33 protein-coding genes are annotated in these 23,486 nt (G+C 68.1%); 4 read left to right on the forward strand and 29 right to left on the reverse strand.

What is annotated here, in order from left to right; all coding sequences use genetic code 11:
* Positions 1-56: 56 nt before the first annotated feature.
* From ROZ00_04900 to ROZ00_04910, 3 genes are all read right to left on the reverse strand, one after another.
* On the reverse strand, positions 57-347 hold the full coding sequence (locus tag ROZ00_04900; GenBank protein MDT3735541.1) for an ogr/Delta-like zinc finger family protein: 291 nt from the start codon (positions 345-347) through the stop codon (positions 57-59).
* A 168-nt stretch (positions 348-515) separates the two neighbouring features.
* Positions 516-1,091 (reverse strand): hypothetical protein, encoded by a 576-nt coding sequence (locus tag ROZ00_04905; GenBank protein MDT3735542.1) that lies wholly within the window; start codon positions 1,089-1,091, stop codon positions 516-518.
* A gap of 20 nt (positions 1,092-1,111) precedes the next feature.
* Positions 1,112-1,312, reverse strand: a complete 201-nt coding sequence (locus tag ROZ00_04910) for a hypothetical protein (GenBank protein ID MDT3735543.1) — start codon at positions 1,310-1,312, stop codon at positions 1,112-1,114.
* A 50-nt stretch (positions 1,313-1,362) separates the two neighbouring features.
* Here ROZ00_04910 and ROZ00_04915 point away from each other — a divergent pair, with 50 nt between their 5' ends.
* Positions 1,363-1,737, forward strand: coding sequence for a helix-turn-helix transcriptional regulator (locus ROZ00_04915; GenBank protein MDT3735544.1), 375 nt, complete (start codon positions 1,363-1,365; stop codon positions 1,735-1,737).
* A 226-nt stretch (positions 1,738-1,963) separates the two neighbouring features.
* Positions 1,964-2,308 carry a hypothetical protein gene (locus ROZ00_04920; GenBank protein MDT3735545.1) on the forward strand — a complete coding sequence of 115 codons (345 nt, stop codon included), beginning with the start codon at positions 1,964-1,966 and terminating at the stop codon, positions 2,306-2,308.
* A 24-nt stretch (positions 2,309-2,332) separates the two neighbouring features.
* Here ROZ00_04920 and ROZ00_04925 read toward each other — a convergent pair whose 3' ends face one another.
* From ROZ00_04925 to ROZ00_05050, 26 genes are all read right to left on the reverse strand, one after another.
* A complete protein-coding gene (locus ROZ00_04925) occupies positions 2,333-3,667 on the reverse strand; it encodes a phage late control D family protein (GenBank protein ID MDT3735546.1) in 1,335 nt (444 codons plus the stop codon).
* Positions 3,668-3,677: 10 nt separating this feature from the next.
* On the reverse strand, positions 3,678-4,253 hold the full coding sequence (locus ROZ00_04930; GenBank protein MDT3735547.1) for a phage tail protein: 576 nt from the start codon (positions 4,251-4,253) through the stop codon (positions 3,678-3,680).
* Between the two features lie 6 nt (positions 4,254-4,259).
* Positions 4,260-6,728, reverse strand: a complete 2,469-nt coding sequence (locus ROZ00_04935) for a phage tail tape measure protein (GenBank protein ID MDT3735548.1) — start codon at positions 6,726-6,728, stop codon at positions 4,260-4,262.
* Positions 6,725-6,841, reverse strand: coding sequence for a GpE family phage tail protein (locus ROZ00_04940; protein MDT3735549.1), 117 nt, complete (start codon positions 6,839-6,841; stop codon positions 6,725-6,727). Before ROZ00_04940 ends, ROZ00_04935 begins: the two co-directional genes overlap by 4 nt.
* 8 nt (positions 6,842-6,849) lie before the next feature.
* A complete protein-coding gene (locus ROZ00_04945) occupies positions 6,850-7,161 on the reverse strand; it encodes a phage tail assembly protein (protein MDT3735550.1) in 312 nt (103 codons plus the stop codon).
* Between the two features lie 66 nt (positions 7,162-7,227).
* On the reverse strand, positions 7,228-7,740 hold the full coding sequence (locus ROZ00_04950; protein MDT3735551.1) for a phage major tail tube protein: 513 nt from the start codon (positions 7,738-7,740) through the stop codon (positions 7,228-7,230).
* Positions 7,741-7,757: 17 nt separating this feature from the next.
* A complete protein-coding gene (locus ROZ00_04955) occupies positions 7,758-8,948 on the reverse strand; it encodes a phage tail sheath protein (protein ID MDT3735552.1) in 1,191 nt (396 codons plus the stop codon).
* 93 nt (positions 8,949-9,041) lie between these two features.
* A complete protein-coding gene (locus tag ROZ00_04960) occupies positions 9,042-9,551 on the reverse strand; it encodes a hypothetical protein (GenBank protein ID MDT3735553.1) in 510 nt (169 codons plus the stop codon).
* Positions 9,548-9,880 carry a hypothetical protein gene (locus ROZ00_04965; protein MDT3735554.1) on the reverse strand — a complete coding sequence of 111 codons (333 nt, stop codon included), beginning with the start codon at positions 9,878-9,880 and terminating at the stop codon, positions 9,548-9,550. Before ROZ00_04965 ends, ROZ00_04960 begins: the two co-directional genes overlap by 4 nt.
* Positions 9,881-9,885: 5 nt before the next feature.
* Positions 9,886-10,425 (reverse strand): DUF4376 domain-containing protein, encoded by a 540-nt coding sequence (locus tag ROZ00_04970; protein ID MDT3735555.1) that lies wholly within the window; start codon positions 10,423-10,425, stop codon positions 9,886-9,888.
* A gap of 8 nt (positions 10,426-10,433) precedes the next feature.
* Entirely contained in the window at positions 10,434-11,630 is a 1,197-nt protein-coding gene (locus ROZ00_04975; protein ID MDT3735556.1) for a hypothetical protein, read from the reverse strand.
* A 10-nt stretch (positions 11,631-11,640) separates the two neighbouring features.
* Positions 11,641-12,222 carry a phage tail protein I gene (locus tag ROZ00_04980; GenBank protein MDT3735557.1) on the reverse strand — a complete coding sequence of 194 codons (582 nt, stop codon included), beginning with the start codon at positions 12,220-12,222 and terminating at the stop codon, positions 11,641-11,643.
* Complete coding sequence (locus tag ROZ00_04985) at positions 12,219-13,118, reverse strand: baseplate J/gp47 family protein (protein MDT3735558.1); 900 nt, start codon at positions 13,116-13,118, stop codon at positions 12,219-12,221. The genes ROZ00_04980 and ROZ00_04985 overlap by 4 nt, the downstream gene beginning before the upstream one ends.
* A 7-nt stretch (positions 13,119-13,125) precedes the next feature.
* Positions 13,126-13,476, reverse strand: coding sequence for a GPW/gp25 family protein (locus ROZ00_04990; protein MDT3735559.1), 351 nt, complete (start codon positions 13,474-13,476; stop codon positions 13,126-13,128).
* The gene (locus ROZ00_04995) at positions 13,470-14,096 is read right to left on the reverse strand and encodes a phage baseplate assembly protein V (GenBank protein MDT3735560.1); all 627 of its coding nucleotides are present in this window, start codon (positions 14,094-14,096) and stop codon (positions 13,470-13,472) included. Before ROZ00_04995 ends, ROZ00_04990 begins: the two co-directional genes overlap by 7 nt.
* 66 nt (positions 14,097-14,162) lie before the next feature.
* On the reverse strand, positions 14,163-14,615 hold the full coding sequence (locus ROZ00_05000; protein ID MDT3735561.1) for a phage virion morphogenesis protein: 453 nt from the start codon (positions 14,613-14,615) through the stop codon (positions 14,163-14,165).
* Positions 14,612-15,070, reverse strand: a complete 459-nt coding sequence (locus ROZ00_05005; GenBank protein MDT3735562.1) for a phage tail protein — start codon at positions 15,068-15,070, stop codon at positions 14,612-14,614. Before ROZ00_05005 ends, ROZ00_05000 begins: the two co-directional genes overlap by 4 nt.
* Positions 15,067-15,603, reverse strand: coding sequence for a hypothetical protein (locus ROZ00_05010; protein ID MDT3735563.1), 537 nt, complete (start codon positions 15,601-15,603; stop codon positions 15,067-15,069). Before ROZ00_05010 ends, ROZ00_05005 begins: the two co-directional genes overlap by 4 nt.
* Positions 15,603-16,406 (reverse strand): N-acetylmuramidase family protein, encoded by an 804-nt coding sequence (locus ROZ00_05015; protein ID MDT3735564.1) that lies wholly within the window; start codon positions 16,404-16,406, stop codon positions 15,603-15,605. The genes ROZ00_05010 and ROZ00_05015 overlap by 1 nt, the downstream gene beginning before the upstream one ends.
* Positions 16,393-16,701: a hypothetical protein gene (locus ROZ00_05020; GenBank protein ID MDT3735565.1), complete on the reverse strand. Its 309-nt coding sequence runs from the start codon at positions 16,699-16,701 to the stop codon at positions 16,393-16,395. The genes ROZ00_05015 and ROZ00_05020 overlap by 14 nt, the downstream gene beginning before the upstream one ends.
* Complete coding sequence (locus ROZ00_05025; protein MDT3735566.1) at positions 16,698-17,081, reverse strand: hypothetical protein; 384 nt, start codon at positions 17,079-17,081, stop codon at positions 16,698-16,700. Before ROZ00_05025 ends, ROZ00_05020 begins: the two co-directional genes overlap by 4 nt.
* Before the next feature lie 7 nt (positions 17,082-17,088).
* A complete protein-coding gene (locus tag ROZ00_05030) occupies positions 17,089-17,298 on the reverse strand; it encodes a tail protein X (GenBank protein MDT3735567.1) in 210 nt (69 codons plus the stop codon).
* Positions 17,299-17,380: 82 nt separating this feature from the next.
* Positions 17,381-17,848 carry a head completion/stabilization protein gene (locus ROZ00_05035; GenBank protein MDT3735568.1) on the reverse strand — a complete coding sequence of 156 codons (468 nt, stop codon included), beginning with the start codon at positions 17,846-17,848 and terminating at the stop codon, positions 17,381-17,383.
* A 98-nt stretch (positions 17,849-17,946) separates the two neighbouring features.
* Positions 17,947-18,624: a phage terminase small subunit gene (gene gpM, locus ROZ00_05040; GenBank protein ID MDT3735569.1), complete on the reverse strand. Its 678-nt coding sequence runs from the start codon at positions 18,622-18,624 to the stop codon at positions 17,947-17,949.
* A 3-nt stretch (positions 18,625-18,627) separates the two neighbouring features.
* Complete coding sequence (locus ROZ00_05045) at positions 18,628-19,644, reverse strand: phage major capsid protein, P2 family (protein MDT3735570.1); 1,017 nt, start codon at positions 19,642-19,644, stop codon at positions 18,628-18,630.
* A gap of 56 nt (positions 19,645-19,700) precedes the next feature.
* On the reverse strand, positions 19,701-20,537 hold the full coding sequence (locus ROZ00_05050) for a GPO family capsid scaffolding protein (protein ID MDT3735571.1): 837 nt from the start codon (positions 20,535-20,537) through the stop codon (positions 19,701-19,703).
* 146 nt (positions 20,538-20,683) lie between these two features.
* Here ROZ00_05050 and ROZ00_05055 point away from each other — a divergent pair, with 146 nt between their 5' ends.
* Together ROZ00_05055 and ROZ00_05060 are read left to right on the forward strand one after the other, a co-directional pair.
* Positions 20,684-22,438, forward strand: a complete 1,755-nt coding sequence (locus ROZ00_05055; protein MDT3735572.1) for a terminase ATPase subunit family protein — start codon at positions 20,684-20,686, stop codon at positions 22,436-22,438.
* A complete protein-coding gene (locus tag ROZ00_05060; protein ID MDT3735573.1) occupies positions 22,435-23,484 on the forward strand; it encodes a phage portal protein in 1,050 nt (349 codons plus the stop codon). The genes ROZ00_05055 and ROZ00_05060 overlap by 4 nt, the downstream gene beginning before the upstream one ends.
* Positions 23,485-23,486: the final 2 nt, after the last annotated feature.

The following is a 23,486-nucleotide window of genomic DNA, read 5'->3' on the forward strand; positions in this document are numbered from 1 at the left end:
GCACGCCGGAAACCGGCATGTCACATGCATGCTTCAGTGGTGGAGCGCGGCGGCGGCTAGCCGGTGTTCATGGCCATGGCGCGCGGGTGGAGGGAATCCATGGGCAACTCCATCTGCTGCTTGTCGGCGCTCTTGACTGCCGGCGAGCGCGGCGACAGGGGGATGAAGACTTTAGGGTTGGGCGTCATCGACGGCGCGATGGTCCGCACCGCCGCCGTGTGCGCCACCCAGGTGTGCGCGCACTCGATGTTCAGGCACTGCAGGTGGTGCTCCTGCACGGACTCGCTCATGGCGCGGCTGGTGCGGATCTTCGCCGTCGCGCCGCAATGCGGGCACTTGATCCTCATGTGAGCGACACCAGCACGGCCAGGAGGAGCGCCGCGATCGCCAGCGCCGCGAGGCCGGCGGCGATGCCAGAGAGGATGGCGCGGATCACTGTTGCCCCCCACGCTCGCAGAAGCGGCTCGCTGCCCCCCCGAGGGGGGCGCGATGCGCTTGGGACGGCCCGGCGCGCATCACGGCTTCGCTCCTGCCGCGAGTGCGGACTCGACTGCCTCCAGCATGCGGCTGCGCGCGGCGATGTCCTCGGCGATCTCGCGCTGCGCTATGCGCAGTTCCTCATGCGAGGCCCCGTCCAGCAGATCCGCCGCCGCCACCTCGGCCTGGGCGCCCTCCGTCAGCATGGCGCGGAAGAGCGGGCCGACGTCGCCGATGGCGGCGTCCCCGCCCACCGTGCGGCAGGCGATGCCGAAGGGCCGCAGCATCTCGTCCAGCGCGTGCAGGCGCAGCCCCTCCGGCAGCGCCGCCAGGATCGACGGGATGAAGTTCGCCTCCAGGTGGTTGCGGTCCTTGGTGACGTCGTCCAGCCAGCGGAAGATGCGGTCGGCGTTGACCCGCATGCGCTCGAAGGTGTCGCGCGTCGGCGGGTCGAAGACGATGCCCGTCGCGCGCGGCCCGCCGATGCGCTCGTGCGCCTGCACGATCATGTCCGCCGCCGTCTCCCGGCTCCAGCCGTTGTCCCGCCGCCACTCCTCGATGCAGCCGCGCAGCGTGGCGATCCAGGTGAGGGGCGTGTGCGTGCGATGCTGCATGACCTGTCGGCTCCGGGTGTCTAGGCTTTGGATGGTGCTACGTCGGCCATCACCAGCGGCAGCCCGGCGAGATAGGCTTCGCGGGCGAGTGAAGAGCGCGAGCAACCCTTGTCCCTGGCGATGCGTTTCGCATCGTCCAACTCGCCCGGCATAAGGCGGAGGGCGATGGGCTTTGTGGTGACGACGCCCTTCGGGTTGCGGGCGGTGGTGCGCTTGGGCATAGTGCAATCTGTATAAGTGTTACACAACAGATTAGGGGGAATTTTCCCGGATGTCAACAAAAGATGGGGGTTTTTTCCCCGAAATCGGGAAAAGGCTTAAGTCCGAGCGAAAGAGGCTCGGGTTTTCGCAGGAAGCCCTTTGCAAGCTGATCGGGGTGAAAGACCCGAAAACCCTGCGCAGCTGGGAGAGCGGGGCGACGGCTCCAACCCTGTTCGACCTGGTTGAATTTGTCGCTGCCGGCGCGGACGTGCTCTACATCGTCAGCGGGGTGCACGCCGTGCCGTCGCTCACCATGGATCGGGCCCCCTATGCGTCGCCGGCCCAGCGCCTGGCTTCTGAAATATCGGCTATGTCGCTGTCGAACGAGGATGCGGAGCTGCTCATGGCGGTCGCCAGGCGCATGTCGAGGGGAGGACAGTGTTGAGAAAATATTCAGTCGCGATTGTGCTGACGCTGGCGCTGTCCGTCGCGGATGCCGCTGCCCGCGGGAACGGGCGCGAACCGTGCGATCGCGGCGCCGGCGGCGTGTCTCACTGCGAGAACGGCAGATTCATCTGCAACAATGGCACGGTGAGCCGATCGAAGCGGGTCTGTGTGGCGCCGCAGAAGCAGGGCAAGGCGATCGATACAAGGGAGAAGGGAAAGCGAAAATGAGAAAAATTGCCATGGGCCTGCCAGCGCTCGCGCTGGCCGTCGTCGCGGTGGGCGGATGCAGTGAAGCACCAGAGCCGACGCCGAAGGCGGCGAAGAGAACCGTCGCGGTCAAGGCAGCCGACTACGGCAGCGAGTGGCCATTGCTCGCCGGCGAAGCCATGATCGGCTGCGAACCGCCATCGAAAGCGTTCATCGAGATCGCCGGCCGTCGCTGCGCGCTCAACGGCAAGGCACTGTCTGCCGGCATGGAGCGGTGCGACGATGCCTCAAAGACGGGGAACGCGGTGGCGTTCGGGATCTTCGTCGAGAAGGCGCTGACGCTGTGTCCGGGGCGGGGATAGCCGCCGCCCTACAGAAGCTGACTTTTACCCAGGAATCTCCGTCGCCCGGATCTCCAGCTCGAGCGTAGTGGTGTAGCCGCTGTCGGTGAGGCTGTGCGTCACGCGGGTGATGAGCCAGTCGGTATTGTCGATCGAGGGCTTCCAGCCGGTGACGGTGGCGGGGATCTCCGGAAACAGCTCCGGCCGGCCGCGCGCCAGAGTGATGCCGAAGGTGGCCATGCCGCGCTGCAGGCGGCGCCATTCGGCGCGCGCGGCGCGCATTGCGTTGGTCTTGTTGGCGTAGACGTGGCGCAGCGTCTTGATGTTGTCGGCGCTGTGGTCGAAGGCTGTTTCCGGCCGCGCGCCGGTGATGCGCTCTGCGTCGCGCCGGGCCTGGCGGGCGGCATTCTTCTTCGCCTTCTCCTCGTCGGCCGCGCCATAGGTGACCTCGCCCTGCGTGCCCAGCACCCTGTCGTCGTAGGCGACCCGCACGCCGGCGTACTGGCTGCGAAAGCCGGCCGTCTTCGACAGCCGCTTCCACTCCTTCGCGGCGAGCCGGCGGGCACGGGCGCGGCTTTTCTGGGTTGTTCCCACGCTCTTGTACTGCGCTGCGGCCGCAGGCTGAGGCTCCGGCCGGCGGTTGCGCTCGGCGTCGTCCTCTTCCTTGCCCCAGATCACTTCGCCCTTCGTGGCGTGCTCGGTGTCGTGCCAGTTCGCCCGGACGGCGGTATAGGTTTCGCGGTCGGCGATGCTGAAGCGGTGGCTGTCGCCGTCCTGCCGGGTGATGACAACGCGCGGAAGCGGGGCGCCGCTGGCGCTCGCAGCGGCGCCGACGGGCAGGAAGAGCAGCCGGCCGGCCTTGACCGTGGCGATCGCGTCGAACATGCCCGCCATCCTGGTGAGCAAGTTGGCGGAGGACTCGTTGGTCTGGTCGATGTGCTCGATCGCCTGCGCCGCCAGGCGCGCGTCGATCACCGGCACCAGGTCGTTCTCGGCAGCGACGGTGCGCACGATGTCGCCCACCGTCTTGCCGTGGAAGGAGCGCTCCATCTGGGTGGACAGGCCGCCGCGCAGATCCGCGCTGCGGGCGCGGATGGTGAGCTGGTCCGGCGCGCCGCTGTGCTCGATCTCGTCGACGACGTAGCTGCCCTTGTCCTCGAGGCCGGTGTCCTGCCAGCCCAGCGCCACGCGGATCTCCGCGCCGCGCGGCGGCAGGTCCAGGCGGCCGTCGGTGTCGTCCAGCACGATGTCGAGCTGGTCGGCCTCGAAGCCGCGGTTGTCGGTGAGGGTGAGGCTGCCCAGGCGGCCCTGCAGGCTGGCGGTGATGTTCTGGCCGTCGACCGTCAGATCGTAGGCGGGGTGGGGATGTGGCCGGATCACTGGATCTGGCTCACAGCAGCGCCATCAGTGTCTCGGTCATGGCCCCGAGCATGTCGACCTCTTCGTCGTCGACGCGCGTGAGCTTGATGCCGAAGTCTATCTTGCGCGCCGCGCCGTCGGGAAAGAAGATGCTGCCCGTTTCGGAAATGCTCTCGATGACGAACAGGCCGTAGAAGGTGCCGTCGCCCTGGATCAGCGGCCAGGCTTTGCCGGTGTCGGCCATCTCGCGCAGCAGCGCCAGCGAGATCCGGCCGCCGGTGAGCTCCGGATAGAGCGTACCGGAAAGGTCGATGCCGTCGTCGCCCGGGCCGACAAACTGCCGGGCCGGCCGGCGGCCGACGCGCGATGCCGACGGATGGCGCCATTGCGTCTGCCGCTGCAGCTGCTGGTAGGGCACCGAGTAGAGACCGAAGACGAACAGGCCCAGCGTCATCATCATCTGCGGCATCAGGCCGGCATAGCCGGGCAGGCTGGCCAGCCCGGGCAGGTTCGGCATGCCGGGGATGCTGCCCAGCCCGGGCAGGCTCGGCAGGCTGGGCAGGCCGCCCAGGCCGGCGAAGTTCGGGAGGTCGAGATCGTCGAGCATGGCCGCTTACTCCGCGTCGCGCAGCCGGCTGCGGCCGCGGGCGGCGCGGCTGGCCTCGATGCGCTGCAGCTCGGCCGCCACCTGCCGCGCGATCGCCGTCTCGTTCATGCCTGGCGCGGCGTTGATGGTGATGTTCACAATCATCGGCGCGCCACCGCCGGATGCCATGGCGCCCATGGTGGAGAGGGCCGCCCGGGTGTCGATGCGCGGCAGCTCGCCGGCCATGGCGCTGCCGCCGATCAGCACGCCGGCGCCGGCAGCGGCCATGCGCCTGGCCATGTCGCGCACCGCGCCGAGCGGGCCGCCCTGGCCGCCCAGCAGGCCCTGTTCCAGCCCCTCCATGGTGAAGCCGCCGATCTCGGCGAACACGCGCGAGGGGCTCTTGATGCCGAGCTTCTCCTTGGCCGCATCGACCAGGCCCTGCAGGAGCCCCTTGACCTTGGAATACAGGCCGGCGGTGAGCATGTCGATGCCGGCCTCGATGCCGCGCACGATGAAGCCGCCGATGGCCGACCAGTCGCCGTTCTTGAACATCTGGATCACGTCGAAGACGAAACCGCCCAGGGTCGTTTTATAGCCGGCGATGCGGGAAACCAGGTCGCCCAGCTTCTCGCCGAGCCATTCGCCGGCCTTCCAGGCGGCATAGAACACGCCGGCGATCAGCGCCGCCTTGGCGACGAACAGCCCCACGGTGAGCGCCGCCGCGCCCCCTGTCAGGCCGATGCCGGCCAGGCCGAACTTGAGCAGTGCGAGCGGTGCCAGCACGCCGGCGGCGACGATCAGCAGGCCGCCGATGGCCGTCACGCCGATGGCCAGCCACTTCACCACCGACATGATGCCGCTGGCCAGGCGCGGGTTCTCCTGCGCCCAGGCGCGCACGGCCTGGACGACGGCCAGCGTCTTCTCCATGGTGGCGACGATGGCCGGCCTGAGTGTCTCGCCGAGGTCGGAGCTGAGGTTGAAGAAGGCGTTTTTCGCCATCAGCAGGCGGGCGTTGATGGTGTCCCTGCGGGCATCGCCTTCGCGCTGCATCGAGCCCCTGGCACGCTCGTCGTTCACCAGCTTCAGCTGCCGGCGGTATTCGTCCAGGTTGCTGGCCAGCTTCGCCGCGTCGTCGCCGAACTCCTTGCCGAACATTCGCGTGGCCGCCTCGAGCTGTTTCTCCTGCGGCAGAGCCTTGATCGCCTCCAGAACCTTGATGATGGTGCCGGTGGCGTCCTTGGTCATGCCGAACTGGATCGACTTCGCGTCGAGCTTGAGCATCTCCAGGCCGCCGCGGAAACGTTTCGTCTGCATCGTTGCGATGGAGAGCTCGCGGATCATCGCGTTGGAGGCCGACGCCGCCACTTCCGGCACGGCGCCGAGGCTGAGGAAAGTGCTGCCCAGGGCGGCCGCTTCCTTGAAGTTCATGTTCACCATGGCGGCGGTGCCGCCGAGTCGCTTCATCACCTCGATGATGTCACCGCCCTTGGCCAGCGCATTGTCGTCGAGCCAGTTGATGGCGTCTCCGAGCGCGCCGATCTCCTTGATGGGCACCTTGAAGAGCTGCGCCACCTTGGCGATGTCTTCGCCGAGCTTGTCCACCGGCAGGTCGAAGGCGTGAGCCATCACCGCCGCGGTCTGGGCGTAAATGAGCAGGTTCTCCTTGCCCTGGATGCCCATGCGCGCGCCGGCCTCTACGATCCTGGCGATCTCGGTAGTGGCCATCGGGATCCGCTCGCCCATTTCCTTGATGGCCCGGCCCATCTCGTAGTAGGTCGCCGTCAGCCGGCCGTTGTCGTCGCGGGCGCCTTCCACCTGGCGCGCCACGCCCAGCATGGCGTCCTCGAATGTGGCGTAGTCCTTGGCGGCCTTGGCCACCGGCAGGCCGATGGTGGCGCCGCCGGCCAATGCGCTGGTGCCGGCATTCATCATCCTCTGGCGATTGGCCATGGTCTTGTCGTAGGCGGCGCGCGCGGCATGCATGCGCTTCGCCACCTCGTTCTGCGCCTTCATGGCCGCCGTCTGTTTGTTGACGGCAGCGGTGGCCGCGTCGATCTGCTTGGCCAGGTCGCCCTGGTGGCGCTTGAGGTCCTTCAGCGGCACGCCGGCGGCCTCCAGTTCGCCGCGCAGGCGCTTCTTTTTGTCGATCAGGGTGGTGAGCCGCATGCCGTAGAGCGAGACCTCCTGGCGGGCATCGGCGAAGGCTTTCTTGAGTTCCCGGCTCGGCGTCAGCGTCTCGCTCATGGCCTGCTTGACTTCCCGCAGGCGCTGCTGGGCGGCCTTGAGCTGGTTGGCCGTGATGGCGCTGTCTTTCGACACCTTGCGGAAGGCGTCGATGCGGTCGTTGGCGGCGTTCAGCTCTTTCAGCTGGTCCTTGGCCGCCTTCAGGGCGCGCGCCGTCTCGTTGCTGCCGGCGGTGATGGCTTTCAGGGGCCGCGTCACCTTGTCGATGGCGGCGAGCAGGACCTCGAGCTTGAGCTTCTCGCCGCTCACGACTCGGCTCCGCTACGGGCGCGCGCCCGTTCGCGCCAGGCGGCGAGATCGGCCAGGCTCATGGCCTCCATGTCGGGCGGCGTCCAGCCGAAGATGGCGGCGATGTCCGCCATGGCGTCCTCTACTGCATCGGGTAGGGCGAGGCCGGCGCCACTGCCGCCAGCGCCGCCCTCGGCAGCAAAAAACCGGCCACCGCCGTGCCCATCTGGGTCAGGTCCGCGGGGTCCAGGTTGGCGACCTCGGCTTCTGTGAGGGTCGGCTCGGTGATGCGCGGCAGCACGCGGGTGAGGGCGGTGACGTCCATCTGCAGCAGGTCGGTGAGGGTGACGCCGCGCAGCTCGCCCGCCTTGGGCTTGCGGATCGTCACGCTGGCGATCGTGGTCTCGCCGCGCGCGATCGGCGTGTCGAGGGCGATGCTTCGGGTTTCGTTCATTGTTCTCTCCTAAAAAAACGGGGGCAAGGTGTGAGCCATGCCCCCGGTGCTACTGCTGTCCTGGCGTCAGGCCAGGCCGATGGCCTTGCGCTGCTCTTCAAGCATGTCCTTGCCGTTCACCTTCTCGACCATGTTGAGGAGGTCGATCTCGATCACCTCGTCGTTGTCGATGAGGAGCTTGTAGTAGGTGAGGGTGCTCTTGACGGTGAACTTGCCCTTGTCGCCGCCCTTGGCGTCGCCCATGTCGATTTCCTTGTGACGGCCGCGCACGATGATCTCGACGGCCTGCACGGCGCAGGTGTCGTCGCGCTGGTAGGCGCCGGCGAAGCGCAGCATGATGCCGTCGGCCTTGCAGGCGCCGTACTGTTCGAACACCTGCTGCATGATGCCGCCGCAGACGATCTCCATCTCCAGCTTTTCCTGGCCGAGGTCGATCTCGACGGGGCCGTTCATGCCGCCGCCGCGGAAGTCGTCCATCTTGCGGCCGAGCTTCGGCAGTTTGACTTCCTCGGCGACGCCCATGTAGCTGACGCCGTCGTTGAAGACGTTGAAGTTCTTGAGGACGCTAGGCAGTCCCATGTCGGTCTCCTTTCGGGTTAGACGCCCACGGCCGCGGCGAAGTCGGCCAGGTAGCGGTCGGTGATGCGCTGGCGGAACATCAGGTTCTCCAGCGGCGGAACGGGGGTGTAGTCGTAGTCGATGTACAGCTTCCCGTCTTTCAGGGTGACCGGGCTGTTCACGTCGGGGTCGTACCAGGCCTCGCCGTTGATGAGGTAGCCCAGGGCGCGCAGTTCGCGGAACTTGGCGTTCACCCCCTCGATGATGTCGCGCGCCAGGCTCGGGTTGAGCGGCAGGTCCACCGCCCACAGGTGGGCCTCGGCCATGGTGTCGGCCAGCACCTGGGCGGTGCGCGTGTAGTTCTCGAAGGCGAACAGCGGGTCGGCGCTGCAGGTGCGGCTGCCCCAGAAGCGGAAGCCGCCCTCGCGGATGAGGGTGGTGACCTCGTTGGCGTTGAGATAGCCGGCGTCGGTGGCGGGATCCTGCAGATCCCAGAACACGCTCTTGCTGATGCCGGTGACGCCGTTGACCGGGATGTTCGAGATCGTCTTGTGCCAGCCGATCTGCTCGTCGAGCTTGGCGCGCAGGCCGAGGGCGCGGGCCGGGGCCCAGGCGTCTGCGCTCTGCGAGGCGACGGTGTCCCAGGTGAGGAAATCCGGCCACAGCGGCATGACTTCGCGCTGGCCGAAATTGTCGCGGTAGATGACGGCCTCCTCCTTGGTCTCGCAGCCCCAGGCGGAGACGTAGGCGAAGGCGCGCAGCTTCTGCGCGATGGCGGCCAGTTCGGTGGCCACCGGCAGGGTATCGAGCCCCGGGCAGGCCAGGATGCGTGGCTTGATGTTGAGCTGCGCCTGGGCGGAGAGCAGGGCCTGCATGCCGGTGCGCTGGCCGGTGATCGTCACCGTGCCGATCACCTTGCTGTTCTGGTCGGCTTCCTTGGCGGCGTCGTCGGCGCCTACGCCGTCGGCCACGCGGACGACAACGCAGAGGGCGTTGGTCTGGTCGCCGATGGCGTTGAGCACGCGCGCGAGCGTGCCCAGCGTGCCGGCCTTGCCCAGGGCGTCCAGCACGCTGGTGACCAGCACCGGCGTGTCGAGCGGGAAGGCGGCCGCGTCTGCATCGGACGCGGTGGCGACGAAACCGATGACGGCGGTGGAGATGGTGCGGATGGGGCGGATGCCGCCATCGATCTCGATGACGCGTACGCCGTGGTGGTAATCAACTGGCATGGTGGCCTCCGGTGTTGTGCTGCGTTGATGATGGCCGCGCCGCGCGCGGGCGTGTACTCAATGCTGCTGTTGCGGCCGGCGATACAACGCCAGTCACAGGTCCTGCTCCACGAGATGGATGGGGCCCCAGGCGCGGGCGGCGGCCTGCACCACGCCGGTGGGGGTGGCGGCGCCGGTGAGCTGCTCGCCGGCGGCGTCGAGCACGCCGAGGACATACTCCGCGCACTGCCAGCGATCGTCCTGCCCGGCGGCCAGAGTGCCGAAGAAGGCGCGGATCGCCTGCAGGCGGGAGTAGCGGTCGCCCAGGCGGTCGAAGGCGAAGTCCACCGCCTCGGCGCTGAATTCGCCAAGCTCGTCCGGCCGGCGCACCCACCAGAACGGCAGCGCGCGCGACAGGGGGAAGAGCCGCACGCCGGCGCTCACCGCCTCGAGGACGAAGACGCGCCCGGCGCCGACCAGCGCCAGGCCGACGTGGCTGTATTCGCTGCGGGTGGCGATGCGTACCAGGTTGACCTGGATGTCGTGCCAGCTCCCCCAGCCGCCGCTGCTCCAGGCGAGGAGATCTCCGGTTTTGATGAGCGGTCGCGCTTCGGCGTATTTCATCGGCAGTGCCTCCCTCTGGGGTCGAACGGGTCGAGAAGTTCCAGGCAGATCCAGCAGGCCAGACGGCCGCGCCATCCGGCGGCGTCGTTCATCCGGCTGATGCGCGTCGTGAAGAGCCACTCGCGCGGCGGCTCCAGGAAGAGCAGCGAGCCCCACAGCGCGTTGAAGAGCACGTCGACCGCCAGGCCGACGGCGAGGATTGGATAACCGATGATCTTGGCCGCCGTCGTGAGCGTGCCCTGCCGGCGGGCGGTGTCGAGGTGCATCACGGCGAGATACAGCGTCCACATCACGGGCAGCAGGAGGAGGAAGAGGAGGGCGAGTTTCATGGCGCTCACCACGCGATGGCCGCCACGGCTTCCGGCGTGGTTGCCGCCGCGAGCTGGGCCTTGAGCGCCTGGGCGTGGGCGAAGTTCGCCGCGCCCTGGGCCACCATCGCGGCGTAGAAGGCCTTCCAGGCCGGGACATCCTCGATCGGCAGGTAGCTGTTGTCGGCTGCCTTCCAGGCACCGGGGAACTCCGGCGGCAGCGCGCCGAAGAGCGCCACGTAACCATTCACCCCGTCGATGTCGCCGCGCGACAGCGCGTCGCAGGCGAACGTCTTGCCCCCATGCGCAAACGTGCCGGCGTTCGCCGCTGCGCGGGCAGCGTTGATCTCGGCGTTCTTCGACAGCTTCAGTTCTTCTAGCGTCGGCGCCGGAGGGTCGGCAGCAATCGGAAAACCCTCTGCATCGGCGGTGATGATCTTGCCGGTCCCCTGCGCCGCCAGCAGTGCTGCGTGCTGCTCGGAGGTGATTTCGACGGCGTCGGCGGGGATGTTGTCGCCGTTGATGGAGGCGTCGTAAAAGCCATTCTGGATTTTAGAGAAAAACATTTTTTGTCCTATCTGCCAATAGCAAAATAAGTTCCTGAGTAGCTGCCGCTGACCGAGCCCGCCAGTGTCATTCCTGACGTCGTTGCGCTCACAGTGGTGACCAATGTCGTGACGTTTGGCAGGAATGTCCCGAATTGCAAAACGACATTAGGGAACGTGATGGGAAAAGTTACAGAGGCGCTGTTGGATGACACAAACGAATAGGCGCCCCACTGCAGAATAAGGCCGCCCGGGAGCTTTTGATAACCTGCGCCATTGAGAGAGTTGGCGAACACTCCGGCTCGCTTCAACTGAGCTGAGCCGCTCACAACCATCCACCCGTTGACGCCGTTCGACTCAATGGAGAGCGTGTCGTATTGTCCGAGCACAATCTGAGTAGTGCCGCCGTCCGGATAAAAGACGTTTGCACCAGCTCTCTGAATTGTTACATCGGCCGATCCGCCATTAAAAAAAGTCAGTACATGCTTGCCATTGGATGCACTCACTGCCGGGAGCGTGATGACAGTGCCACTGCCGGACACAGAAATCAGTTTTCCGAAGTCGGCATCTGTTAACGCGGCGCTTGCTGCATAGCTGACCTGTCCGGCGAATTTCTGTGCTTCTTTTTCTACGAATTCCGTCGTCGCCAGCTTTGTGCTGCTATCGAATTGCGCCTGCGTCGGAGCCGTCGGGTTCCCGGTGAAAGCTGGCGATGCCAGCGCGGCCTTAAGTGCCAACGCGTTGGTTACCGTCGCCGCGAAGTTCGCGTCGTCGCCGAGCGCGGCGGCCAGTTCGTTGAGGGTGTCGAGCGTGCCCGGCGAGCTGTCCACCAGGGCGGCGATGGCGGCGGCGACGTCGGCGGGCGAGGCGGCGCCGATGGTGGCGCGCGCGTCGGCGGCGTCGGCGGCGGCGAGCAGGGTGCGGGCGAAGGCGGTCAGCGCGGTCAGCGCGGGCGCGTCGGGGCCGGTGAAGTAGAGCGTCTGGTCCGCCGCGGTCACCAGGGCGGAGAGCGCGGTGAGCATGTCGTCGAGCGGCTGCTTGCCGGCGCCGAGGCCGAGGACCTGCATCTTCAGCCAATTGCTGCGGGCGAGCAGCTGCTTGGCCTGCAGGTTGTCGATGCCGTCGGCGCCGCCCAGCACAAGATCCTCCTGCTCGAGCTGGTAGATGCCCTGTACCCAGGCGTCGAATTCATCGACGGCGGCGACGGTTTCCGGGATGTTTGCCATGTTCTAGCTCCTAGTTGATGCTGGTGTTGACGACGCCGCGCGTGTAGCTGCCGTCGCGCACGTGCAGGCCGTTGCGGCGCAGTGCGGCCTGCGCGAAATCGACGGAGAGCAGCACGACGCAGTTGCGTTTGGTGGACTCGAGCAGCCGCCTGATCTGGAAGGCCTGGTCGATGGTGACCGGACGCTTGAGGATGACGCGGAAGGTCGGCCAGCCGGCCAGGCCGAAGCGCCGGCGCAGTCCGTTGCGCGTGGCCTCGCCGTTGTGCCGCAGGCAGTCGGCGCGCTCGATGATGTCGGCGTCGGGCTGGCCGACGCTGGCCAGCGAGACGCGGATGGCGTGCGGGGTGCCCTTTTTCTTGTGGATCTGCCGGGCGGCGGCGATGACGGCGCGCTTTTTCTCGACCGACCAGCCGTGATCCCACTCGTCGACAGACAGCGCCCAGGCCAGGAAGGGCAGCAGGGCCGGCGGGCAGGCGGCGGCGTTCCACAGTGTTGGGACGATCCGCGGCGGAGCGAAGCGGCCGGTCGCCTGCGAGGCGGCGCGCTCGAGCGCGGTGGCGTTCTTCGGCAGCAGGGCTTCCGGTCCGCTCATGCTTCGATCCCCGCGACGGTGACGGCGATGCCGGTGCAGTAGGGCGCCTCGCCGATGCCGCAGTCGATGTCGGCTGGCGGCGAGGCGATGGTGACCTTCTTCACGCCGGGCACGTGGGCGGCGGCATCGATGGCCGACTTGATGATGTCGGCGTTGAGGCGGTGATGTGCGGCGGCGAAGGCGTCGAGCCGGGCGGTCGCTTCCGCCAGCGCCACCTCGGTGGATGCGCCCGGGAACAGGATGAGGTCGATGTCGAGCGCGTACGCGATCACCGTCGCCGGGCTGACGAGTACCTCCTCGGAGAGCGGCCGCACCTGCTCGACGTTGAGCGCGGCGTCAACGGTGTTGATCAGCGCCTGGTCGGGCACGCCGTCGCCGGTGCGGGACAGAATGAACACCTCGCTGGTGCCGCCGTACGGGGTGGAGGTCGTGGCGCTTTTCACCTGGCCGTCGGCCGAGAGGGCGTGGAACTCGAAGGCGTCGCGCGGGCCGGCGACGGAATAGCTCTCCGGCTTGAGCGAGAGCCGGTAGCGGAAGTCGTCGTCGCTCTCCCACACGGCGGCCACCGGCGGCGTGGCGTCGAGGTCCTCGGGCGTGACGAGCAGGCGCGATTCGCCGTCGTAGTAGGTGGCGCCGATGTGGTCGAGGTCGGTGCCGGTGGCGAAGGCCAGCAGCAGGGCGCGCGCCTCGTCGTTGTAGCGGGCGCGCAGCAGGGTCTCGCGGTAGGCGCATACCTCGAGCAGCTTGACGACGGGTTCCGACTCCAGGTCGATCAGTGCGGTGGCGGCCGGGTGGCGCGCCACGAAGTCCGCCTTGATGTCGGCGAGGATGGCCTCGAAGGCCAGCTCCTCGATGACGGCCGGCGGCGGCAGCATGGAGAGATCGACGCCGTTCATCGGGGCCTCACAGCCTCACGGCCAGGCTGACGGCCTGGTTGCTGCGCGGGCCGTCGCGCCGCACGCCTTCCATGTCGACCACGGCGGTGCCGTCGGCGTCGACGGTGAACGTGGCCTTGAGGACGCGCACGCGCGGCTCCCAGCGGATGATGGCCATCACGGTGGCGGCCATCAGGCGCAGGCGGTTGGCGGGGTTGGCCGGCTGGTCGATCAGCTCCGGCAGCAGCGAGCCATAGTCGCGCCGCATGACGCGGCTGCCGATGCGCGTGGTCAGGATGTCGCGGATGCTCTGGCGGATGTGGTCCATGTCGCCCAGGGCGCGGCCGGTGGCGGCGTTCATGCCGGTGGCGTTCACCATCCGCTGCCTCCGCTGGGGACGGGGTCGCCGGCGTCCGGCCCCACGTGGTGGTGGGTGTGCAGCACGACGCCGTTGCTGCGCAGGATGCCCTGCTCGTGGAGCAGGTCGCCGATGATGGTGACGGCGTGGCCGTAGTCGCCGGCCTCGCCCATCATGCCGTTGTGGTAGGTGATCAGCCCGTCGACCTCGAGCTCGCCGGTGAGGTGAGTCATCGGCGTGTCGAGGGTGACGGAGACGGCGGCTTCGATGCGGGCGGTCTGGATGCCGGTGGCGGTCAGCGCGCCGGTGGCGTGGTTGTAGGCGATGCGGGCGCCGTCCGGGTAGTCGATGACGTGATCGTCCGGGCTCTGGCTCGGCGCCGCGTGCGCGGTGCTGTAGATGCCGGTGAACACGATGCCGCCGGCCGGCTCGCCGCTGGGCGAGAGCACGATGGCCTGCTCGCCGACCGTGGGCGGGTCCCAGCTGCGCGTGTTGCCGGCGCGGGCCGGCATGAAGGGCAGCCAGTCGGTGTCCAGCCCGCCCGACTTGACGCGACAGAGCGCGTTTTGATGGTCGACGGCGAGGATGGTGCCGATGCGGATCAGGTTTTCCAGGCGGCGCGAGAGTTCGACGATGTCCATGGCGGTCAATATGCCTCTCGCGTGCGCGGGTTTCGGGGCCGTGGCGTTGTGCGGCGCATGGCTACATCACCCGGCGAGGTAGGCGAGGACGGCGTCCTCGACGGCGGCGATCTCGGGATCCGTCAGGCCGAGCAGTTGCCGGGCCGGGTAGTCGACTTCCGGCCCGCCGCGGCGGTTGACGCGGTCGCGCAGGCCGTGCTGGTGCACCTTGGCCATGGCCTGCACCTGGGCGGCGAAGGTGACGACGGCGGCGTCAGGCGAGGACTCGGCCTTCATCCAGCGCGCCGTGCGCAGTTTCGAAAACATGGTTCGCCGGCGCAGGCTGCCCGGCTTGCGGCGCAGGCGCGGCTTCCTCGGCGCGTAGGGCGTGCCGTCCGGGTTGAGCTGGGCGCCGACCCGCCTGGACTGACTTTCGCGCAGGCTGCTGGCCAGCGTGCGGGCGAGCTTGCGGCGTTCCGCCGGCGCCAGGCGCGCCAGCAGGCCGGAGGCGAAGCTCTCCAGCGGCGCGAGCTCGTTCACTGGACCACTTCCACGCCGTTGGCTTCCATCGACCAGCCGGTGGGGCCGGTGAGATCCGGCAGGGCCGGCTCGTCGCAGTGGGTGGCGGTGTAGATGCCGCCGGCCAGCGTCACCACTACGCGCTCGGAGAGTTCCAGGGTGACGAGGATGTCGGTCTTTTCGTTGTCGAGGATCTCGGCCTCGAAGCGGATGGCGCTGTCCTGCCGCTCGGCGCTCTGCAGGAGCTCCGGCTGGTTGACCTGCAGCCAGGCGAGCAGCGGGATCATCAGCGTGTCGGCGTGATCGGTGAAGTCGGTGAACAGCAGCTGCAGCTCGTAGCGGTACTCGAAGGACAGGCTGCCCAGCCGGCTCGCCAGCCGCCCCTTCTCGATGAAGACCTGCAGCCGGTCCGGGTGCTTGGCCAGGTGCGGCACCTTTTCGGCCAGCCAGGCGCGCAGTTCAGTCGGCTTCTTCACTGCTCGATGGCCTGCTGCTCGCGGATCCACGCCTGGCAGCCGAGGAGCTGCTCGCGCCAGCCGAGGGCGGTGGCATAGTTGTGGACAACCGTGGCGGCGACGGCAGAGAGCGCAACGCCTCCGGCGGCTCCATCACCGAGGCCGGGGGGGCCGGGAATTTCACCAGCGGCTGCGGCGTTATGCAGCCGCACAAAACCGCGAGTGACAGCGCAAGCGGCATCAGCTTCAGGGGTGACATAAACAGGGACCTCCTTGACGATGGTTTCTCCCGCTTCGCGGACGATGCGGATGCGCTCGCGCACGCGCACCTCGACGCGGGTGGTGACGGCGCCCTGGGCGGCGGCGATCTTCACCGCCGCCTTGGCCTGGGCGCCCTGGTAGTCGATCAGCTTCTGCGTGCCGTGCTCGTTGCCCTTGACCCAGCCGAAGGCGACGAGGGCGAGCGCGACGAGCAGGATGCCGATCGCGCGCATCGGCAGCGACGGCAGCGGCAGGGCTTTGGTCAGCAGGCCCTTGGTCAGCAGGCCGAGCATCAGGCCGCTTCCTCGGCGGCGCCGGCGCCGCTGTAGCGCGCATAGGCGCGCGCCAGGCGCTGGTCGTAGAGGTTTTCCCGCCAGGCCGGACCGTTGTAGAGCTTGGCGAACTCGGCCCACTTGCGGCCCTTCAGCGCCTTGTGCAGGGCCGGGTCCGCGGCGATGAAGCGGACGAAGGCTTCGAGGTGCGCGGCTTCGCCGCCGCGCATGGCCTCGACGAAGGCCTCCACGCTGTCGTAGCCGCAGGTCTGCCAGTGGAAGCCCATGATCTGGTACTGCCCCCAGCTCGCGGACTGCAGGGCGCAGGCGCGGTCGATGCCGCAGGCGGTGGCCAGGCGCGCGTGCTCGGCGGCGCCGCCGGCGTAGCCGCCGCGCTTCGCGTTCACGACGTTCGGGTACTGCGCGGCGAGGGCGTCGGCATCGCGGCCGGCCTCGGCGAGCAGGCGGTGCATGACGTGGCGCTCGAACAGGATCGCGGGGCGGCCATCCGGCAGGAAGCCGTGGCCGAGGCTCTCGACCTCGTTGACGGCCATGACGGCGGCGACGGCGACGCCGAGATCCTCGGCGGCGCGGGCGATGTCGGCCTGGCCGAGCAGGCGGGCGGGCCGGCTGCCCGTTTCCAGGACCGCCAGCGTCTTGGGACCGGCGATGCCATCGACCACCAGGCCGGCGCGCTGCTGGAAGCCGCTGACGGCGTCCTCGGTGCGGTCGCCGAACCAGCCGTCCTTTTCCACTTCAAAGCCGGCGGCGGCGAGGCGATGCTGCAGCTCGCGCACCTTGGCGCCTGTGTCACCCTTGCGCATGATGGGCTCCTTTGTCGAGGTTGGTCGGGGCGCGCGTCAGGATGCGCAGGCGGCGCTCGCAGACCAGCAGCGCGGCAATGCCGGCGGCAAGCATGAGGACGTGCCATTCCGGGACGGCTCCGGAGGCGATGGCGAAGATGCCGGCGACGGCGCCGCCGGCGAGCAGGATGAAGGCGAGGCGGACGAGGCGCGGCGTGTCCCGGCTCATGCGGTTGATGGCCGGCTCGGCGCGGGCGAGGATGATCGTGCAGAGAGCGAGTCCGAGCAGCTGGGCGAAAAGGGCGAGGGCGTTCATCGCCTGGCCTCCGCCCGTGCCGCCACGCGCAGCAGGATGCGGCCGAAGCCGCTGATGCCGAGGAAGCCGATGCAGAAGGCCACCGGGAACTGCATGGCTTCGCGCGTGATGTCGGCCGGCCACCAGGGCAGCAGCCTGGCGGCGGCGGAGGCGGCGACGGCGGCGGCGACCGGCGCCAGGTAGCCGGCGATCATCGCCGAGCCGATCATTGAGAGGATACGTGCAAGCAGGCCGGCGGGCGGCTGGTGGGACAGGGCCCACATGCCGCCGAAGAGGCCGGCCAGCAGCATCGGCGGATGCAGGCCGGTGGCAATGCCGAACAGAGTGATGCCGGCGACGCTGACGGCGATCAAGGCGCTGCTGGTGGTCGGCTCGGCCATGTCAGTTTTAATCCCAGAGCTGGAGCAGGTCGTTCGTGCGCGGCGCGGCGTCGGCCGGATCGGGCAGTTCGACGACGGTGCCGACGGGCAGGACGGGGCCGAGCGCGGCCAGCCCAGGGTTCGTTTCCAGCACCCGCTCGGTGACGCCGCCGGTGCGGCCGAGGTGGCGGAAGCAGAGCAGATCCGCCGTGTCGCCCTGTTGCGCGGTGACCCGCATCAGAGGTGCCTCCCACGCTCGCAGAGGCGGCTCGCTGCCCCCCCAGGGGGGGCGCGATGCGCTTGGGGCTGCCCGGCGCGCATCAGATCAGCTCCACGGTGGTGCGGCGCACGCCGAGGATGTCGGCGATGGCCCAGCGGGCGTCGCGGCGCAGATCGTCGATCGTGCCTTCCAGGGCGTCGGCCTTGCGCTCGCCCTTGCCGGTGGCGTCGAAATCGGGATGGCGCTCGGTCAGGCCGGCCTTGGCCAGGCAGCCGACGGCGCGCAGGTAGCGGTGAACGTGGATCGAGACGTCGTTGATCTGCGCTGCGTCCACGTCGGCGAGCGTGGCGGCGCCGGCGGCCTGCTGCGTCTCGCGCCAGGCGGCGAGCTCGCCGTTCACCGAGGCGATCGCCTCGATCAGCGCCGCGTTCAGGCGCTCGGCGGTGACGGTGCCGTCGATGCGCTGGGCTTCGCGGATCTTCGCCGGATCGACTTCCGGCCAGAACGGGCCCGGGTCGATGGGCGGCTCTGCGGCCGGGGTTGCGGGTGAGGTGACGACGAAGCTCATGGTCCTTTGCGGTCAGTCGGGCGGTGGTCGGTGGCGGCACCGGCAAAGGAGAGAAACCGGTGCGCCACCGAGCCGCCCCGTGCGGGGTCCGCCCGGTGTCAGCCGTTTCCCGTCGGGGATCCGGCCAAGTTCTTGATCTCGCGCTCGAGGCGCTCGATGTCCTTTTTCACGCCGACCTTGTCGTGCAGGGCCAGGGCGCGCTTGAGATGGTCGAGCGCCGCCGGCTTGTCGCCGCGCAGGTCGAGGCCGAGGCCGATGGCCTTGAGCAGCTTGGCGCGCACCTCGTCGGGCATGTCCTGCCCGGCCGTGATGCCATCGGCGGCGATGAGCGAGGCCGTGGTGGCTTCGTCGATGCCGTCCTTCAGCCGCAAGGCGTGGTCGGCGAGCTCCTCGGCGATCAGGCAGGCGGTGCCGCGCTTGTACTGGTCCGGCATCGCCAGCTGGTGCGCGAGGGCGTAGGCGCCGATGCGCAGGGCCTGTTCGAGGTCGCCGGTGTCGATGCTCCAGACCATGACGGTCATGAGGACGTCGTCCTGCACGCCGTGCCCGCCCTCGAGCGCGCCCTGCACCCAGGGCGCGTATTCCGGCAGCAGCTCGCGCTTGATCTCGGCGCGGCGCTCGAGCGACTGGATGTCGGAGAGGCGGCGCTTGTCTTCGGCCAGCTTGAGCAGCATCAGCTCGTAGGCGGTGGCGTCGGAGCGGGTGGCGGGCGTCTCCGCCGCCTGGCGATTGGCGGCAGAGACGCGCTGGAAGTGGCGGCGGGCCGGGCTGTCCATTTTTTACACCCAGGCGCCGACGATGTTTTCGACCACACCGCCGCAGCCATAGTCTTCGATGACGTAGGCCTCGTTCGAGGACTCGTAGTTCTCGATGCGGTCGCGCTTGGCGTTGTCCACCACGGTGCGCCGGCGAGCGCCTTCCTGCCAGTAGATCGACAGGTTGTCCAGGCGGGTGATCATCAGCGTGCCGGCCGGGACGTACGGGGCGCGCACGGCCTGCAGGCCGCCGACGCGCTTCTGGCTGACGATCAGGTCGGCGGCGATCTTTTCGGTGGGCGGGTTGGCGGCATTGACGAGCGGGAAATACTTGTCCGCCAGCAGGTCGCGGCCGAGGATCACCACCAGCTCGGTGTCCTCACGGTACCAGGGCTCGATCAGGTTGTTGACCGCATCGAACACCAGGGCGTCGAGGTTGTAGTAGTCGCGGCCGGCGGCATCGCCCACGCGCACGGCGCCGGCGTTGGCGCCCTCGTCCATGACGCGCGCGGCGGCGTTGTCGCGGTACTTCTGCAGCCAGCCCTTGTTGACGTCCTGCAGCAGGGGGTTGGCGACCTTGTTGCTCGTGACTGCGCGAGCAGTGCCGTTGAAGCCGATCATGATGCGGTCGAGCGCCTGGCGGCGCAGGATGGCGTCGCGCAGGCGCGTCTGGAAGTCGGGGAACTTGGCCCACAGGTCGAGCTTCGCGTAGCCGATGTGGCTGTCGAAGTTGGTCTGCGTGCAGACGTAGCCGTTGGCGTCCATCGCCGACAGGTCGGAGGTTGCGCGATCCTGCGCCGCGGTGTCGGTGGTGCCGGCGATGGGGCCGCTCACGCCCAGGCCGAGCTTCTCGCCGGACTGTTCGGGCACGCCGACGATGTTGATCTTCTGCAGGAAGTCGCTGGACTCCTGGATCTTGCTCTCCAGCGTCTGCTGGATGCTGGGGTCGATCGTGAATTTCTCGGCGGCAGAGGGGACGCCGTTCAGGCTCGCGATCTGGGCCAGGTAGGCGTTGTAGGCGATGCGGGTCTCGTTGCGCATGTTCGTTTCTCCGTGGTTTCTTCAGGGGTTCGTCGGTCTCGTCGGCGTGCGGCGGCTCAGCAGTCCGTCACCTTGGCGCCGTTGCCGCCGGCGGCCGGCGGGCGCTTGTCGCCTGCAGGCGCCTTGTCCATGGCGGCCTTGAAGTCGGCGAAGGCCTTGCGGTCGGCCTCCGCCGCGGCGGTGAGCGCGGCGAGCTTGCCGGTGGCGTCCTTGAGGGCGGCCTGCAGCGCGGCGAACTGGCCGAGCAGCCCGCGCTGGGAGTCGGCCACGGCTTCCACGGCCTGGCCGATGTCGGCGAAGCGGCCGGCGTCGTCTTTCGACTTGCCCTTCAGCAGATCCATCACGCGGGTGAAGAGGGATTCGCCGGCCTGCGGAGCAGGCGTCTCTTCCTCGAACTCGAGCGCGACTTCCTGCGCGGCGGTGAAAAGGTTTTCCGGTCCCTGCTTGCGCTCGGCCAGCGGATTGACCTTGGCGTTTGCGGCGAAGGCCAGCATCTCGGTGCCGAGGCTCGCCGGGCTGTCGGTGACGGCCAGGCCGATCAGGTAGGCCTCGCCGCTTTTGGCGAAGTTCGGATCGATCTCGACGGAGGTGTAGACCTTCTGCCGTTTCTTGTTCATCGCCACCAGGTCCTCGGTGGCGTCGATCTGCGCGTAGAGCGCCAGCTTCTTCTTCCCGTCGATGTCGACTTCCTCGGCCTTGACGGCGGTGACGTCGCCGTAGGCCTTGAAGGGGCTGTCGGGCAGGATGCCGCGGATGTGCTCGAGCCAGACCCGGGCGCCGAATTTGGCCGGGTTGAAATGCTTGACGATCTGCTCGATCCAGCTGCGCTGGATGACGCGACCGTCGGTGGTGTCGCCTTCGGTGAAGACGCGGAAGAACTTGCTTTTGGCCATGCTGTTTCCCCTCATCAGGTTTGGCTGTAACGACAAGCGCATGGTCGGGGAGCGGCGCGCAGTGAGGCAATGCGCGGCGGTTGGCTGCGCGCGCGATACAACGTGGGCGGGATGGGCGCGCGGCGCGCGGCAGTTAGCCTCGGCGCATGGATATGCACGTGGACATGGACCCGCGCCGGCGCGCCAGAAGCCTCTACTGGCAAGGGTGGCGCATTGCGCGAATCAGCGATGAGCTGAGCGTGAAGGCCGCCACTCTGCACTCCTGGAAGCGGCGTGACAAGTGGGACGACACGGCGCCCATTGATCGCGTGGAGGCCTCGGTCGAGGCGCGCATCATCCAGTTGCTGGCGAAGGACCCGAAGGAGGGCAGGGACTACAAGGAGATCGATCTCCTCGGCCGGCAGATCGAGCGCCTGGCGCGGGTGAGGAAATTTTCCGACGGCGGCAACGAGGCGGACCTGAATCCGAAGGTGGGCAACCGCAACCGTGGGCCGAAGAAGCCGCCGGCGCGCAACGCCATCGGCGAGGAGCAGCAGGCCAGGCTGGTCGAGGCCTTCATGGAGAGCCTCTTCCCGTACCAGAAGCACTGGTACCGGGCGGGCCTGGTGGAGCGGATCCGCAACCTGCTCAAGAGCCGCCAGATCGGCGCCACCTGGTATTTCGCCCGCGAGGGCCTGGTAGATGCGCTGGAGACGGGGCGCAATCAGATATTCCTGTCGGCCTCGAAGGCGCAGGCCCACGTCTTCAAGGGCTACATCAAGCAGTTCGCGCGCGACGTCATCGACGTCGATCTGCAGGGCGATCCGATCGTGCTGCCGAACGGGGCGACGCTGTATTTTCTCGGCACCAACGTGCGCACGGCCCAGAGCTATCACGGCAACCTTTACATGGACGAGTATTTCTGGATTCCGAAGTTCCAGGAGTTCCGCAAGGTGGCCAGCGGCATGGCCATGCACAAGCACTGGCGTCTGACCTATTTTTCGACGCCATCGGCGCTCTCGCACGAGGCCTACCCGTTCTGGTCCGGCGAGCTGTTCAACAAGGGGCGGGCGGCCGCCGAGAAGATCAACCTGGACGTCTCGCACGCGGCGCTCAAGGACGGACGGCGCTGCGAGGACGGGCAGTGGCGCCAGATCGTCACGGTGCTCGACGCGGTCGCCGGCGGCTGCGATCTGTTCGACATCGAGCAGCTGCGGCTCGACTACAGCCCGGAGGAGTTCCTCAACCTCCTCATGTGCCAGTTCATCGACGACGGGCAGAGCGTGTTCCCGCTGGCGATGCTGCAGCGCTGCATGGTGGACTCGTGGGTGGTGTGGGACGACTTCAAGCCGCTGGCGCCGCGGCCGCTCGGCTGGCGCGAGGTGTGGCTGGGGTACGACCCGTCGCACACGGGCGATTCCGCCGCGCTGGTGGTGCTGGCGCCGCCGCTGGTCGCCGGCGGCAAGTTCCGCGTGCTCGACCGGGTCCAGTTCAAGGGGCTCGACTTCGCCGAGCAGGCCGAGCGGATCCGCAAGGTCTGCGAGAGCTACAACGTCACCTACATCGGCATCGACGTCACCGGCATCGGCCAGGGCGTCTATCAGCTGGTGCGCCAGTTCTTCCCGGGGGCGACGGCATTCCAGTACAGCCCGGAGGTGAAGACGCGCCTGGTGCTGAAGGCGCTCGATGTGGTCCGCAAGGGCCGGCTGGAATTCGACGCCGGCGCGACGGATCTGGCCGCTGCCTTCATGGCCATCCGCAAAACCACCACCGCCAGCGGCCGCCAGGTCACCTTCGAGGCCGGGCGCGCCAAGGACATCAGTCACGCGGATCTCGCCTGGGCGTGCATGCACGCCATGGCGAACGAGCCGCTTGAGGGTCAAACCGCCCGGAATACGGGCTTCATGGAGATATCAGGATGAACGACACCACGAACGACACTGCCGCCCACGATGCCACCGCGCCGGCGCAGCCGCGCGCCGAATTCTTCACCTTCGGCGATCCCGAAGCCGTCCTCGATCGCCGCGACATCCTCGATTATCTGGAGTGCGCGATGATGAGCAAGTGGTACGAGCCGCCGATCTCGTTCGACGGCCTGGCCAGGAGCTCACGCGCCTCGGTGCACCACGCGAGCTCGATGACTGTCAAGCGCAACATCCTCGCCAGCACCTATATTCCGCACCCGCTGCTCACGCGCACCGCTTTCGCGCGCTGGGTGGTCGACTTCCTGGTGTTCGGGAACGGCTACCTCGAGCGCCGTCTGGCGCGCAGCGGCAGGGCGCTCGCGCTCGAGCCGGCGCTGGCCCGCTACACGCGCCGCGGCATCGACATGGAGAGCTACTGGTTCGTCCAGGGCTGGAAACAGGAGCACGAGTTCCCCAAGGGCGCGGTGTTTCACCTCATGGAGCCGGACATCAACCAGGAGATCTACGGGCTGCCGGACTACATCCCCGCGCTGCACTCGGCCTGGCTCAACGAATCCGCCACGCTGTTCCGTCGCCGCTACTACAAGAACGGCAGCCACGCCGGCTTCATCCTCTACATGACCGACCCCGCTCATGAACAGAAGGACATCGACGATCTGCGCGCCGCGCTGAAGAGCTCGAAGGGGCCGGGGAATTTCCGCAACCTCTTCATGTACGCGCCCAACGGGAAGAAGGACGGCATCCAGCTGATCCCGGTGTCCGAGGTCGCGGCGAAAGACGAGTTCCTCAACATCAAGAACGTGACGCGCGACGATCAACTCGCCGCCCACCGCGTGCCGCCTCAGCTCATGGGCATCATCCCGAACAACACCGGCGGCTTCGGCGACGCCGAGAAGGCCGCCGCCGTCTTCATGGCCAACGAGATCCAGCCCCTGCAGGAGCGGTTGAAGGAGCTCAACGACTGGATTGGCGAAGAGGTGATCCGCTTCGGGCCCTACAGCCTGGCCAGGCCGCCGGAGGCCTCCGGGCCGGTGATGAAGTAGCG

The sequence above is a fragment of the Denitratisoma sp. genome, from assembly GCA_032027165.1.
GTDB lineage: Bacteria > Pseudomonadota > Gammaproteobacteria > Burkholderiales > Rhodocyclaceae > Desulfobacillus.

What these genes read in the sequence shown, in the direction of transcription:
- ROZ00_05010 (MDT3735563.1), bottom strand. Translation starts at nt 15,603, where the DNA reads ATGCTCGGCCTGCTGACCAAGGGCCTGCTGACCAAAGCCCTGCCGCTG.
- ROZ00_05050 (MDT3735571.1), bottom strand. Translation starts at nt 20,537, where the DNA reads ATGGCCAAAAGCAAGTTCTTCCGCGTCTTCACCGAAGGCGACACCACC.
- ROZ00_04905 (MDT3735542.1), bottom strand. Translation starts at nt 1,091, where the DNA reads ATGCAGCATCGCACGCACACGCCCCTCACCTGGATCGCCACGCTGCGC.
- ROZ00_04960 (MDT3735553.1), bottom strand. Translation starts at nt 9,551, where the DNA reads ATGAAATACGCCGAAGCGCGACCGCTCATCAAAACCGGAGATCTCCTC.
- ROZ00_04940 (MDT3735549.1), bottom strand. Translation starts at nt 6,841, where the DNA reads ATGGCGGACATCGCCGCCATCTTCGGCTGGACGCCGCCCGACATGGAG.
- ROZ00_05015 (MDT3735564.1), bottom strand. Translation starts at nt 16,406, where the DNA reads ATGCGCAAGGGTGACACAGGCGCCAAGGTGCGCGAGCTGCAGCATCGC.
- ROZ00_04955 (MDT3735552.1), bottom strand. Translation starts at nt 8,948, where the DNA reads ATGCCAGTTGATTACCACCACGGCGTACGCGTCATCGAGATCGATGGC.
- ROZ00_05055 (MDT3735572.1), top strand. Translation starts at nt 20,684, where the DNA reads ATGGATATGCACGTGGACATGGACCCGCGCCGGCGCGCCAGAAGCCTC.
- ROZ00_04910 (MDT3735543.1), bottom strand. Translation starts at nt 1,312, where the DNA reads ATGCCCAAGCGCACCACCGCCCGCAACCCGAAGGGCGTCGTCACCACA.
- ROZ00_05060 (MDT3735573.1), top strand. Translation starts at nt 22,435, where the DNA reads ATGAACGACACCACGAACGACACTGCCGCCCACGATGCCACCGCGCCG.
- ROZ00_04900 (MDT3735541.1), bottom strand. Translation starts at nt 347, where the DNA reads ATGAGGATCAAGTGCCCGCATTGCGGCGCGACGGCGAAGATCCGCACC.
- ROZ00_04950 (MDT3735551.1), bottom strand. Translation starts at nt 7,740, where the DNA reads ATGGGACTGCCTAGCGTCCTCAAGAACTTCAACGTCTTCAACGACGGC.
- gpM (MDT3735569.1), bottom strand. Translation starts at nt 18,624, where the DNA reads ATGGACAGCCCGGCCCGCCGCCACTTCCAGCGCGTCTCTGCCGCCAAT.
- ROZ00_04975 (MDT3735556.1), bottom strand. Translation starts at nt 11,630, where the DNA reads ATGGCAAACATCCCGGAAACCGTCGCCGCCGTCGATGAATTCGACGCC.
- ROZ00_04920 (MDT3735545.1), top strand. Translation starts at nt 1,964, where the DNA reads ATGAGAAAAATTGCCATGGGCCTGCCAGCGCTCGCGCTGGCCGTCGTC.
- ROZ00_05020 (MDT3735565.1), bottom strand. Translation starts at nt 16,701, where the DNA reads ATGAACGCCCTCGCCCTTTTCGCCCAGCTGCTCGGACTCGCTCTCTGC.
- ROZ00_04995 (MDT3735560.1), bottom strand. Translation starts at nt 14,096, where the DNA reads ATGGACATCGTCGAACTCTCGCGCCGCCTGGAAAACCTGATCCGCATC.
- ROZ00_04930 (MDT3735547.1), bottom strand. Translation starts at nt 4,253, where the DNA reads ATGCTCGACGATCTCGACCTCCCGAACTTCGCCGGCCTGGGCGGCCTG.
- ROZ00_05030 (MDT3735567.1), bottom strand. Translation starts at nt 17,298, where the DNA reads ATGCGGGTCACCGCGCAACAGGGCGACACGGCGGATCTGCTCTGCTTC.
- ROZ00_04965 (MDT3735554.1), bottom strand. Translation starts at nt 9,880, where the DNA reads ATGAAACTCGCCCTCCTCTTCCTCCTCCTGCTGCCCGTGATGTGGACG.
- ROZ00_04970 (MDT3735555.1), bottom strand. Translation starts at nt 10,425, where the DNA reads ATGTTTTTCTCTAAAATCCAGAATGGCTTTTACGACGCCTCCATCAAC.
- ROZ00_05045 (MDT3735570.1), bottom strand. Translation starts at nt 19,644, where the DNA reads ATGCGCAACGAGACCCGCATCGCCTACAACGCCTACCTGGCCCAGATC.
- ROZ00_04945 (MDT3735550.1), bottom strand. Translation starts at nt 7,161, where the DNA reads ATGAACGAAACCCGAAGCATCGCCCTCGACACGCCGATCGCGCGCGGC.
- ROZ00_04980 (MDT3735557.1), bottom strand. Translation starts at nt 12,222, where the DNA reads ATGAGCGGACCGGAAGCCCTGCTGCCGAAGAACGCCACCGCGCTCGAG.
- ROZ00_05025 (MDT3735566.1), bottom strand. Translation starts at nt 17,081, where the DNA reads ATGGCCGAGCCGACCACCAGCAGCGCCTTGATCGCCGTCAGCGTCGCC.
- ROZ00_05035 (MDT3735568.1), bottom strand. Translation starts at nt 17,848, where the DNA reads ATGAGCTTCGTCGTCACCTCACCCGCAACCCCGGCCGCAGAGCCGCCC.
- ROZ00_04915 (MDT3735544.1), top strand. Translation starts at nt 1,363, where the DNA reads ATGTCAACAAAAGATGGGGGTTTTTTCCCCGAAATCGGGAAAAGGCTT.
- ROZ00_04990 (MDT3735559.1), bottom strand. Translation starts at nt 13,476, where the DNA reads ATGGTGAACGCCACCGGCATGAACGCCGCCACCGGCCGCGCCCTGGGC.
- ROZ00_04985 (MDT3735558.1), bottom strand. Translation starts at nt 13,118, where the DNA reads ATGAACGGCGTCGATCTCTCCATGCTGCCGCCGCCGGCCGTCATCGAG.